This window comes from Methylomonas koyamae, assembly GCF_001644025.1.
GTDB classification, from domain to species: domain Bacteria; phylum Pseudomonadota; class Gammaproteobacteria; order Methylococcales; family Methylomonadaceae; genus Methylomonas; species Methylomonas koyamae_A.
In genome coordinates this window covers 16,303-27,989 of record NZ_LUUK01000071.1, presented here as the reverse complement: position 1 = coordinate 27,989, position 11,687 = coordinate 16,303, and the positions used below count along the sequence as shown (strand labels likewise).

The window sequence follows — 11,687 nt, the reverse complement described above, 5'->3', positions numbered from 1 at the left end:
CGGCTCCGGCCGCGACGGCGTGCTCTGCTTGGGCGTCGGCTGAATCGCCCTATCGTCGAGCAAGGCATCGCCATCCACCAGATCTTCGCCGACCCGGAACAAATCCATTTCGTCTTCATCGGCTTCGACCTCGAATTCGTCGTCTCTTTCGTCGTAGCGATCGTCGTCGTAATAATCGTCGGCCGCGCGTTTGTCGCGCAAACCCTTGACGAAATGCCACAACACCATGCCGATCATCACCAGCACGCCGATCAAAATAATCACGACTCTGAGTAGTTCTTTATCCATTAGCTTTCCGCCATGCTTACCGCTTCATCGATATCTACAGCCACTAAACGGGACACGCCCGGTTCCTTCATGGTAACACCTGCCAGATGTTTTGCAATTTCCATCGTGACTTTGTTGTGTGAAATGTACAAGAATTGGACGGTAGACGACATGTCCTCGACCATCTTGGAAAAGCGCACCACGTTGGCGTCGTCCAACGGTGCATCGACTTCGTCCAGCAAGCAAAACGGCGCCGGATTCAGGTCGAAAATCGAAAACACCAGCGCGACGGCGGTCAGCGCCTTCTCGCCGCCGGACAACAAATGTATCGAGCTGTTGCGCTTGCCGGGCGGCCGGGCAATGATGTTGACGCCGGCCTCCAGTACGTCGTCCTCGGTCAATTCCAGATAAGCCTGGCCGCCGCCGAACAGGCGCGGAAACTTTTCCTTCAGTCCGTCGTTGATTTTGTCGAAGGTTTCCTTGAAACGCTGCCGACTTTCGCGATCTATCTTGCTGATGGCCTGGTCCAGCGTGTTCAAGGCGTCGACCAAGTCGTCGTGCTGCTCGTTCAAAAACTTCATCCGTTCGGATTGGGTTTTATATTCCTCGATCGCGGTCAGATTAATCGAACCCAAGCGCTCGATTTGCTCGGCCAGATCGTCCACCTGGCGTTTCCACTGACTCTCGCTGGCGCCGTCCGACAAAGCGCTCAAAATAACTTCTGGGTCGGCATCGACTTCGGCCAATTGTTCGGCGACGGTCTGTTGCCTGACCTTGCTGTCCTGCTGCTCGAAGCGCACCTTGTCCAAGGCTTCTTTCTGCTTTTCGAGCTCGCGTTGGTTGCGGGAATATTGCTCGGCCAACTCGCTGACAGTTTGTTCGCTGGCTTGTTGAGCCCTGCGTTCCGATTGCAACAGATCTTCGATCTCGTGTTTACGCTCCAGCAATTCCTCGAGCTGCATTTTCTCGTCGTCCATCGGCGCCAGTGCGAACTGCAACTTGTTTTCCAGTTCGGCGATGCGGTCGGTGGCTTGCCGATGCTGAGACTGTAAACGCTCGATTTGCTTGACGGTCAGCACTTCGGACGACTTCATCGACTCGATCTGCGCATGCAGGCGCTGTAAATGATGCCGGGCCTCGCCGACCGAGGCGTCGGTATTTTGTTGTTGAGCCTGAATTTGCCGGTTCAACTCTTCCAGTTGCGCTTTCTTCTCGCCCAAATCGCCCAGTGCCTGCTCGGCATCCTGTTTAATCAGCTCCGCTTCGGAAATACTTTCGACAATTTCGCCTAGATGCACGCTCAGCTCTTCGATTTCGTGATCGAGCTGGGCGGCGCGGCGTTGCTGCTGTTCCAGACGAGCCGATTGGGCGCTGAATTCGGCGCTCTTGGCCGAATGTTCCGCACCCAGCAGTTTATCTTTTTGTTGATATTGTTCGCGATGGCTCTCGGCGGCCTTCAATGCTTGCTCGCAGTGTTCCAATTGCTGCTCATCCTCGGCAATCGCCATCTGCAATTCGCCCTGGCGCAGCTTCAGTTCGCGCAACTCTTTTTCGCGATGCAGCACACCGGCCTTGCTGTCGCTACCGCGACTGATTTTGATCCAGTCCCGGCCCAGCCAAGTGCCGTCCGCCAACACTACCGACTCGTGCGGCTGCAAGGCCATTTGGCGAGCTTGCGTCATCGAATCGGCACAGTAGATGCCGCTCAACAAACTATCGAGGCACCAACGGCTGTTTACCTTGCCGGCCAACGCGTTTAAAGCGGCGACCGACGGCTCGGTGTGAGTTTCGAACACGATCAGCGACTGCTTGCTCAATTCCTGCAACTCGCTAAGAATCGTTTCGGTACTATCGACGCAAATCGCTTCCAGATAACTGCCCAACACCGTTTCGACCGCAGTTTCCCAGCCCTCATCGGCCTCAAGAAACTCGGCCAGCCGCGGTTGTTGCTCCAATCCGACCTGTTCCAGCCAAGCCGACAAGTCTTTTTTGTCCTTGCCCATGGCGTGTTGCTGCAGCAATTCCAACGAGCTGATCTTGCCGTTGACTTTCTGCAGCTCGGCACGATTGGTGTGCAAGCTATCGTGTAATTGCTTAATCTCCGGGCGCAGTTCGGCGATGCGCTGCAACACCGCTTCCAGTTGCCGCTGTAACTGTTCGCGTTCGGTCTCTATCAGTTCGATACTGCTATCCAGCGTATCCAAAGCCAGTTGCAACTGGGTATCGGCCAACTCACCGCGCTCGCCGCGCAACTTATCCAATCTCGCCTGCAACTGACGATTCTGATTTTCCAACTGGACTAATTTGGTCCGCTGGACTTCGGCCTGCTCGCGATAACCGGCGTTCTCGGCCAAGAATTCTTCCCAACGCAACTGCCATTGCTGTTTTTGCAGATGCGCATCCTGTTGGATGCCGAGCAAGTCTTCCTCGCGTTCCTTGGCGACGATCATCGTCTCCTCGGCTTCCAGCAAGGTCTGGCGGATTTCTTCCAGTTGTTGCCTATCCTGCTCGCATTCGATATTGGCGTGTTCGGCTTGCTGCTTCAAACGCTCGATTTCGATCAAGGTTTCTTCGTGGCTTTTTTGATTGTGCTTGATCGCCTGTTCCAGCCGGCTGACTTCGGCCACGACGGCGGTATATTCTGCCTGAGTGCTATCCAGATGTTGTTGCAGGGCTTTTTGCTCGCCGCGCTTCAGCTCCATCGCCTTTTCGGTATCGCGCAGCAACACGAACAAGCGGTTATGTTCCTCGGCGATCGTCTGTAGCTTGGCTTCGAGTTGCTGGGCGTTGCGCTGAAAGCTTTGCCAACGCATCGCCAGCAATTCTTGCTTGAAGCGGCGCTCCTGCTTTTTGAATTCGGTGTATTTTTCGGCCTTTTCCGCCTGCTTGGCCAAGTTCTTAATTTGCTTGTCGACCTCGTCGCGTAGGTCGTTCAACCGCTCCAGATTCTCGCGGGTATGGCGCATCCGGGTTTCGGTTTCCGAACGCCTTTCCTTATATTTGGAAACGCCGGCGGCTTCCTCGATATGCAGCTTCAGATCTTCCGGCTTGGCTTCCACCATCCGCGAGATCGTGCCCTGCTCAATGATGGCATAGCTGCGCGAACCCAGGCCGGTGCCCAAAAACAAGTCGGTGATGTCCTTGCGCCGGCATTTACTGCCGTTCAGCATGAATTGCGACTGGCCGTCGCGACTCACCTGGCGCTTGATCGAAATCGTCGCGTATTGCGCATACTCGCCGCCGGCCTTACCTTCGGCGTTGTCGAACACCAATTCCACCGACGCCACGCTCACCGGCTTGCGCCCGGACGAACCGTTGAAAATCACGTCGGCCATATTGCCGCCGCGCAGATGCTTGGCCGAACTCTCGCCCATCACCCAACGCACCGCGTCGATGATGTTGGACTTGCCACAGCCGTTAGGCCCGACGATCGCGGTCAGGTTACCCTGAATCGGAATCGTGGTCGGATCGACAAAGGACTTAAAGCCCGCGAGTTTGATTTTTTCCAGCTTCATGACTGGGATTTAGAGGTCCGGCGACAATGACAAAGCCGGATATTATCGTCGAAATGGCGGCGAGATGGGAATCCGATTTCAGTCGCCGAACTTCTGCAAAGTGTGTGCGGGCAATGTCGCTAGATAAACCTGCCCAAGGCATGCCGGCAATGTCGCCGGCATGCCCGAGCGCGCTTGGCAATCAAATCGGCGATCAAAACCGCTGAAAGTGCTTTCGAAGCCGCGCGCCGCTCAATCTGGAACATTTACAACGCAAACAGCTCGCGCAACAATTTCAGCAATTTCGGGCCGACGCCCTTGACATTGGAGAGGTCGTCGAACGAGGCGAACGGTTGCGCAGCGACAATATTTTCGACGGTCTTTTTCGGCACACCCTTTAGCGCGCCCAATTCGTCCAGGGTTGCTTGGTTGATCGACGCTCTCGACGCCTGCTCCGCGCCGGCAAGCGCTACCGGCTCGACTGGCGTGACTGGCGATTTTTTGGTGTCTCCGAACTGAACATTGATGACATTGTCCGACTCTTTGCGAACCGCGACCGGTTTCGGCGCCACAGTGTAAGGGACCGCGAAATTGATGCAATCCCGAGTTTCGTACGCCACTCCGTTCCATTCCCGCAACATGAGACTCAAATGCCAGCGACCGACCGGCGGCTCGCAAAATTCGGTTTCCAGACTCAGTTCGCGCAAACCTTGCCGACCGACCAATTCGCCGACCCGGATGCCGGCCACAGCGTAACCGTCGAAATGCCCGCCTTGATAGGCTTGATCGAGCGCCCATAACTCCAACGCCAAGGTACCACTGATATTGTCCGCGCCGCGCCGGTTGGCAATTTCACCGACATTCAACCGAATCCGCCCATTTTGAACGTCGTAACCGCAATTGCCCAGTAACAACAGTTCGGCGGCCGCCGGTTTGAACGCCTGGGCTTGCACGAAGTAGTCGTTCTCGATAAAGCGTCCCGATTGGTTATCGCTGGCTTCGGCATGCTTGTACTCGATGAAACTCACTTCGATGACATTGTTCGTAGCTTGCCGGACGGCCGTTTTAACCGGACTGTACGGTGCCGCGAAATTGACGAAATCGCGCGTCTCGTAAGCCATGCCATTCCACTCGCGCAACATCAGCGTCAGTTGCCAGTATCCTTCGCCGGGCTCTTGGAACGCCAGATCCCACGAAGCAGGCCCAATCGCATGTTGACCATGCAATTCGCCGATAACGACGCCAGCCAACGGAATGCCGCTGAAACCGCCGCCCTGATACACTTGATTCAGCGCCCAGAGTTCCACCGAAAGCGTGCCGCTTAGATTCCCGAACGACCGGTGGTTGGCAATTTCACCAATATTCAGCGTAATACGGTCGCCTAGAATGGAATAACCATTAATACCGCTTAACCGCAACTCTGGAATATCGGTATCAAAAACAGGGTTTTGTAATGCATACATAGATTATGACTCAGTGATTAAGGAAGGAAAATTATATATCAAGCCTAGAATATACCGCTATTATTTCCAACCTTTTACTGCTTATAAAACAGCCGCTTAAGCACCAACTAGGTGCAATTAAGCTGAATTTAACGCTCTATTTTGGTGAATACCGCAAAACTCAAACCCCGCCAATTCGAATATACTGGATCCGGAGCGAGCGCACAGGCTTTTAAGAGAACACAAAACTCGCAAAGCGTCGATACGAACGTAGGTCAGCCGACCTCGGCGCATCGGTCGCCCGGCCAAATCGCGTGCTTCATGCGCGACCCTCAAATGCGCCCCGGCTACGGACGTAAACGATAATCCCGGCATGGATGGCAACGGCAACCGCGATGCCGGTCGCGTGCGCCACAAATCCCGCGACCCCGGCCATATGAAACTGCCAAATACTGTAAGCACCTACCGGCAAGAACAGCGCCGCGCCGGTCGCAAGTCCGGGATTGTACATTTTGAAAGCCAAGGCGTGACCGATGTGGACCAGACCGTTGACGACGGCCAGATAGACTGCGATCAAACCCAGACCCGGCTCGTGGAGCACCGCCAAATAGGTGGCAATGACGATGACGCCCCAAACGCCGGGGACATTGATGATAAACACGGCCAACGACGACAGCACGGGCTTGCCGCCGCCGACGGTCCGGTTGAAAAAAGTTCGGAAGCGGTCTTGATCGTGTTCCTCGTACTGATGCAGCATATACATCGGCAGATGCAGAAACGTCAGCGCGAGCGGCATCGACCACCCTGCGGTCAACAACGGGAATAACATCAATAATAATAACCCGGCCAACGCGCCGCCATAAACCCAATGCGTTATCAAGCGCTCGAACATGAAATGTTTCCGACAGTCGATTAGAAGTCGTTAACTCTAGTCCAATTCGAAAGTTTCAGCGCCGACAAACGGCCGATTTCCGTGTTGGAATCGCCAAGTAAACAACGCAGCTCCCCCCCGACTGGTCGTATCCTTGGAAGACCGCAACAAAATAAATAGCGAATAGCGTGACAAATGTGGAAAGTGATCAGCGAACAGGAACCCATCCCACCCGAACCGGACAAACTGGATCGAAAGTTCGCGCAACGCCCTTCGCTGAAACGGTTTCGAGACCTCTTGCTCCCAGTTTAATTCGCCATGCATCGCTTCATGACGATCGACCCTAAATTGCAGTGTCGGCAAAATCCAAGCGAAACCCTGGGTTTTCCTTGACGAAAACGACCAAAGACAGTAGCTTATCCAACCTTTTTTGTAAATCCGTATCCGTGCGATCCGTATTGTTTTCGAGGGCTTAAAATTGGAACTCAGTGGCGGGCAAATTCTTGTCCAATGTCTTAAAGATGAAGGTGTCGAATTCGTATTTGGCTATCCGGGTGGCTCTGTATTGCACATCTACGATGCCATATTCCATCAAGACGACGTGAAGCACATCCTGGTCCGGCACGAACAAGCCGCGGCCCACTCGGCGGACGCCTACGCCCGCGCCACCGGCAAGCCCGGCGTGGTGCTGGTGACTTCCGGCCCCGGCGCCACCAACGCCGTCACCGGCATCGCCACGGCGTATATGGATTCGATTCCGATGGTGATTATTTCCGGACAAGTGCCGTCGCCGGTGATCGGCAGCGACGCGTTCCAGGAAGTCGATACGGTCGGCATCACCCGCCCCTGCGTCAAGCACAACTTTTTGGTCAAGGACGTCAACGATCTCGCCGAGACCATGAAGAAAGCCTTTTACGTGGCGACGACCGGCCGCCCCGGCCCGGTATTGGTCGACGTGCCGAAGGACATCACCGACCCGAACATCAAGGTACCTTATAAGTACCCGAAAAAAATCGTGATGCGCTCCTACAACCCGGTAGTGACCGGCCACAAGGGCCAGATCAAGCGCGCCGTCGATATGCTGCTGGCCGCGCAACGCCCAATCATTTATTCGGGCGGCGGCGTAATCCTGGGCGAGGGCCATCAAGAATTGACCGAGCTGACTCAATTGCTGGGCTTTCCGATCACCAACACCTTGATGGGTCTGGGCGCTTATCCGGCCACCGACAAGCAATTCGTCGGCATGCTGGGCATGCACGGGACTTACGAAGCCAACATGGCGATGCACGAAAGCGACGTCATTCTGGCGGTCGGCGCGCGCTTCGACGACCGGGTGACCGGCAAGTTGACCGAGTTCTGCCCGTACGCCAAGATCATTCATATCGATGTCGATCCGGCCTCGATTTCCAAGACTGTGAAAGTGGACGTGCCGATCGTCGGCGAAGTTAAACCGGTGCTGAAGCAAATGCTCGAGTTGATCCGCGACAGCAAGGACAAACCGTCAAAGGCCTCCCTGGAAAACTGGTGGAAGTTGATCGACAGTTGGCGAGGAGTCCGCTGCCTGGAATACGACCGGGAAAGCCGGATCATCAAGCCGCAATACGTGGTCGAGCAATTGTACGAAGTCACCAACGGCGAAGCCTTCGTGACTTCGGACGTCGGCCAACATCAAATGTACGCGGCGCAGTATTACCATTTCGACAAGCCGCGGCGCTGGATCAACTCCGGCGGCCTGGGTACGATGGGTTTTGGTTTGCCGGCCGCGATCGGCGTGAAGCTGGCATTTCCGGAAGCGGACGTGGCCTGCATCACCGGCGAAGCCAGCATTCAGATGTGCATACAGGAGCTTTCGACCGCGTTGCAATACAACACGCCGGTCAAGATCGTTAATCTGAATAACCGTTACATGGGCATGGTCCGGCAATGGCAGGAATTTTCCTATCAAAGCCGCTACTCGCACTCCTACATGGACACGATTCCGGACTTCGTCAAACTCGCCGAAGCCTACGGCCATGTCGGCATGCGCATTGAGAAACCGGAAGAAGTGCGCGACGCACTGAAACAAGCCTTTGAAATGAAGGACAGAACCGTGTTCCTGGATTTCATTACCGATAGAACCGAGAACGTATATCCGATGATAGAAGCAGGCAAGGCCCACCACGACATGAAATTGCGCGTCGCACCCGGCACACCGGTCGACAGGGAGTTATCGTGATGCGGCACATTATTTCCATCCTGATCGAGAACGAAGCCGGCGCGCTATCGCGCGTCGCCGGACTGTTCTCGGCGCGCGGCTACAATATCGAATCGTTGACCGTGGCGCCGACCGAAGATCCCAGCCTGTCGCGGATGACCTTGGTCACCAGCGGCAGCGACGAAATCATCGAGCAGATCACCAAGCAACTGAATAAATTGATCGATGTCGTCAAATTGATTGACCTAGCCGAATCGGCGCATATAGAGCGCGAGCTGATGCTGGTCAAAATCAAAACCAGCCACGACACCCGCGAGGAAGTCAAACGCATGGTGGATATTTTTCGCGGCAAGATCATCGATGTCACCCACAACAGTTACATCGTGGAAATGACCGGCCAATCCAATAAACTGGACGCCTTTATCCACGGCTTCGAGGAAGGCTGCATCATCGAAGTGGTGCGCTCCGGCCCGACCGGCATTTCCCGCGGCGAAAAAGGCTTACACCTATGAGCGTCGCCGGAGTACCGCGCTAGATTGGTACTCCGCGTGACGGCGACTCCCAGAAAGTCGATAAAATTTTTAATTCACACCAGAGTAACGAGAGAACCTATGCAAGTTTATTACGACAAAGACGCCGATCTTTCGATCATCCGCAGCAAGAAAGTCGCCATCATCGGCTATGGCTCGCAAGGCCATGCCCATGCCAACAATCTGAAAGACTCCGGTGTCGACGTCGTGGTCGGCTTACGCGCTAGCTCCGCGTCCGTCGGCAAGGCCCAGGCCAGCGGCCTGACCGTCAAGGACGTACCGGAAGCCATCGCCGGCTCCGACGTGGTGATGATTCTGACCCCTGACGAATTTCAATCCAAGCTGTACAAGGAAGAAATCGAACCGAACATCAAACAAGGCGCGGCCCTGGCTTTCGCCCACGGCTTTGCGATTTTATACAACCAAGTCGTGCCGCGCGCAGACCTGGACGTGATCATGATCGCCCCGAAAGCACCCGGCCACACCGTGCGTTCCGAGTTCGTCAAAGGCGGCGGCATCCCGGATTTGATCGCGATTCACCAAAATGCGTCCGGCATGGCCAAGGAATTGTGTCTGTCCTATGCCTCGGCGATCGGCGGCGGCCGCTCCGGCATCATCGAAACCACTTTCCGCGACGAAACCGAAACCGACTTGTTCGGCGAACAAGCGGTATTGTGCGGCGGCGCGGTGGAATTGGTGAAAGCCGGTTTCGAAACCCTGACCGAAGCCGGCTACCCGCCGGAAATGGCCTACTTCGAGTGCTTGCACGAACTGAAACTGATCGTGGACTTGATGTACGAAGGCGGCATCGCCAACATGAATTACTCGATCTCCAACAATGCCGAGTACGGCGAATACGTGACCGGTCCGAAAGTCATCAACGAAGAAAGCCGTTGGGCGATGAAACAAGCCCTGGAAGACATCCAGCAAGGCAAATACGCCAAGCAGTTCATCCTGGAAGGCCAAACCGGCTACCCGGAAATGACCGCGCGCCGTCGCTTGAACGCCGAACATCCTATCGAACAAGTCGGCGCCAAATTGCGCGCGATGATGCCGTGGATCAAGGCCAACCAAATCGTCGATAAAAGCAAGAACTAAGCTGATCGACTAGACTTAAAAGCCCATCTTCTCGATGGGCTTTTTTTTGTCCGCTAGATCGAAAAAGCATGCCAGAGTCGCTGCGTTCGCATACGCTGAAAACCGTCATCGCCGCCGCGGCACTGGCCGTACCGGCCGCCAGCGCGGCCGAATGGCTGGACTGGAGCACCAGCGAAATTCAATATTTGCACGGCCCAACCTACTCCGAACCGTTTAACGCCAACGATATTGCTCGCTCCATCGTCACCGTGACCCACACTCACGGCTGGCGTTACGGCCGAAACTTTTTCTTCATGGACACGCTGTTCACCGAAAGCGGTCAACCGGCGCAAGTCAACCTATACGGCGAAGCGTACAGCACCCTTAGCTTCGGCAAAATTAGCGGCCTGGACCTGTCGTTCGGCATCGTCAAGGATGTCGGCGCCACGGCGGGCATCAATCTGGGCGAAAACGTCAATAGCCCGCGTAGCGGCTATCGGACCTGGCTGTACGGCATCAGCGTCGATTTCGATTTGCCGGATTTCGAGTACTTCAATGTCGATTTTTTACGGCAACGCGTCACCGAACCCGCCGACATCGGCACTTCTTGGCAAATCACGCCGGTGTGGAAACTGCCTTTCGAAATCGCCGGCACAAAATGGAGCTTCGAGGGCTTCGCCGATTTCATCGGCCGCAACCAAACCGCCGCCCACCAAGCCCTAGCCCAACCGCAACTGCGCCTGGACCTCGGCGATCTATGGGGCGCGGGTAACCATTTGTTTATCGGCATCGAATATCAATACTGGCACAACAAATACGGCATCAAAGGCCTGCATGAAAGCCTGCCGCAGGCGCTGGTGGTTTGGAAGTTTTGAGGAGCTCGTGACATCAACGATTTGCACGACAGACCACGCCGGTTTGGAATCCTCCGTTTAACCGGCCAAACCGCTGATGCGTCGATGCAGGCCGAGATCGTTTAACTGAACGGCCCGCAATCGGCATTTCCTCAAGCAACCGTCATATTCACCATGTACAATGCCGCCAAATCGAATTTCCCGTCCGACCGAGATGATAAAAAAACCAGCGATTGCGCGTCATAGAGGCATTTATCTGCTGCCCAACTTGTTCACCACCGGTGCGATGTTCGCCGGGTTTTACGCGATCACGTCGGCGATCAACGGCCGCTTCGAAACCGCCGCGATTTCGCTGTTCATCGCGATGGTGCTGGACGGCCTAGACGGCCGAGTGGCACGGCTGACCAACACCCAAAGCGAATTCGGCGTGCAATACGACAGCTTGTCCGACATGGTGTCGTTCGGCGCCGCGCCGGCCATCGTCATGTATTTGTGGACCTTGTCCAGCATGGGCCAGGCCGGCCTGTTCGCCGCCTTCGTACACATGGCCGGCGGCGCGTTGCGCTTGGCGCGTTTCAACACCCAGGTCGAAGTCGCCGATAAACGTTATTTTCAGGGCTTGCCCAGCCCGGCGGCGGCGGCGATTCTGGCCGGCGGCCTGTTGTTTTGCATCGAAAACGGCTACGACGTCGAGAATTTCAAATATCTGGTGCTGTTTACCACGATCAGCACCGGGCTACTGATGGTCAGCAACTTCCGCTATTCCAGCTTCAAGGAGCTCGATTTCAAAAACAAAGTGCCGTTCATCGTCGCGATTATCGCGATGCTGGTCATCGGTTTCGTGATGGCGCAACCGCAACGCATGCTGTTTTTGTTGTCGGTCGGCTACGCGCTGTCCGGCCCTATCGTCACGCTGGTGGTGCGCAAACGCCGGCTGCAAAGCCGCAAGGGCTAAACA

General features: G+C 55.5%; 8 protein-coding genes and 1 pseudogene. 5 read left to right on the top strand and 4 right to left on the bottom strand.

The annotated features are described in order from the left end of the window. From A1355_RS06565 to A1355_RS06550, 4 genes and pseudogenes are all read right to left on the bottom strand, one after another. Positions 1 to 288: pseudogene (locus tag A1355_RS06565) on the bottom strand (cell division protein FtsZ); the annotation flags it as partial. After that, on the bottom strand, positions 288 to 3,782 hold the full coding sequence (gene smc / locus A1355_RS06560; protein WP_064026232.1) for a chromosome segregation protein SMC: 3,495 nt from the start codon (positions 3,780 to 3,782) through the stop codon (positions 288 to 290). The gene smc and the pseudogene A1355_RS06565, both read right to left, overlap by 1 nt. Positions 3,783 to 4,027: 245 nt before the next feature. Continuing rightward, positions 4,028 to 5,224, bottom strand: coding sequence for a ComEA family DNA-binding protein (locus A1355_RS06555; protein ID WP_064026230.1), 1,197 nt, complete (start codon positions 5,222 to 5,224; stop codon positions 4,028 to 4,030). A 298-nt stretch (positions 5,225 to 5,522) separates the two neighbouring features. Next, positions 5,523 to 6,095 carry an HXXEE domain-containing protein gene (locus A1355_RS06550; protein ID WP_064026228.1) on the bottom strand — a complete coding sequence of 191 codons (573 nt, stop codon included), beginning with the start codon at positions 6,093 to 6,095 and terminating at the stop codon, positions 5,523 to 5,525. Positions 6,096 to 6,552: 457 nt separating this feature from the next. Here A1355_RS06550 and A1355_RS06540 point away from each other — a divergent pair, with 457 nt between their 5' ends. From A1355_RS06540 to pssA, 5 genes are all read left to right on the top strand, one after another. Further along, on the top strand, positions 6,553 to 8,289 hold the full coding sequence (locus A1355_RS06540; RefSeq protein WP_064026224.1) for an acetolactate synthase 3 large subunit: 1,737 nt from the start codon (positions 6,553 to 6,555) through the stop codon (positions 8,287 to 8,289). After that, the gene (ilvN, locus tag A1355_RS06535; RefSeq protein ID WP_064026222.1) at positions 8,289 to 8,780 is read left to right on the top strand and encodes an acetolactate synthase small subunit; all 492 of its coding nucleotides are present in this window, start codon (positions 8,289 to 8,291) and stop codon (positions 8,778 to 8,780) included. Before A1355_RS06540 ends, ilvN begins: the two co-directional genes overlap by 1 nt. A 99-nt stretch (positions 8,781 to 8,879) precedes the next feature. Continuing rightward, entirely contained in the window at positions 8,880 to 9,896 is a 1,017-nt protein-coding gene (ilvC, locus tag A1355_RS06530) for a ketol-acid reductoisomerase (protein ID WP_064026220.1), read from the top strand. A gap of 68 nt (positions 9,897 to 9,964) precedes the next feature. Further along, positions 9,965 to 10,750: an outer membrane protein OmpK gene (locus tag A1355_RS06525; protein ID WP_064026218.1), complete on the top strand. Its 786-nt coding sequence runs from the start codon at positions 9,965 to 9,967 to the stop codon at positions 10,748 to 10,750. A gap of 193 nt (positions 10,751 to 10,943) precedes the next feature. Then, a complete protein-coding gene (gene pssA, locus A1355_RS06520) occupies positions 10,944 to 11,684 on the top strand; it encodes a CDP-diacylglycerol--serine O-phosphatidyltransferase (protein WP_064026216.1) in 741 nt (246 codons plus the stop codon). The last annotated feature ends 3 nt before the right edge of the window (positions 11,685 to 11,687 follow it).

Bases quoted from the DNA above. Each gene is read 5' to 3' on its own strand.
- ilvN (WP_064026222.1), top strand. From the start codon at position 8,289: ATGCGGCACATTATTTCCATCCTGATCGAGAACGAAGCCGGCGCGCTA.
- smc (WP_064026232.1), bottom strand. From the start codon at position 3,782: ATGAAGCTGGAAAAAATCAAACTCGCGGGCTTTAAGTCCTTTGTCGAT.
- pssA (WP_064026216.1), top strand. From the start codon at position 10,944: ATGATAAAAAAACCAGCGATTGCGCGTCATAGAGGCATTTATCTGCTG.
- ilvC (WP_064026220.1), top strand. From the start codon at position 8,880: ATGCAAGTTTATTACGACAAAGACGCCGATCTTTCGATCATCCGCAGC.
- A1355_RS06525 (WP_064026218.1), top strand. From the start codon at position 9,965: ATGCCAGAGTCGCTGCGTTCGCATACGCTGAAAACCGTCATCGCCGCC.
- A1355_RS06550 (WP_064026228.1), bottom strand. From the start codon at position 6,095: ATGTTCGAGCGCTTGATAACGCATTGGGTTTATGGCGGCGCGTTGGCC.
- A1355_RS06555 (WP_064026230.1), bottom strand. From the start codon at position 5,224: ATGTATGCATTACAAAACCCTGTTTTTGATACCGATATTCCAGAGTTG.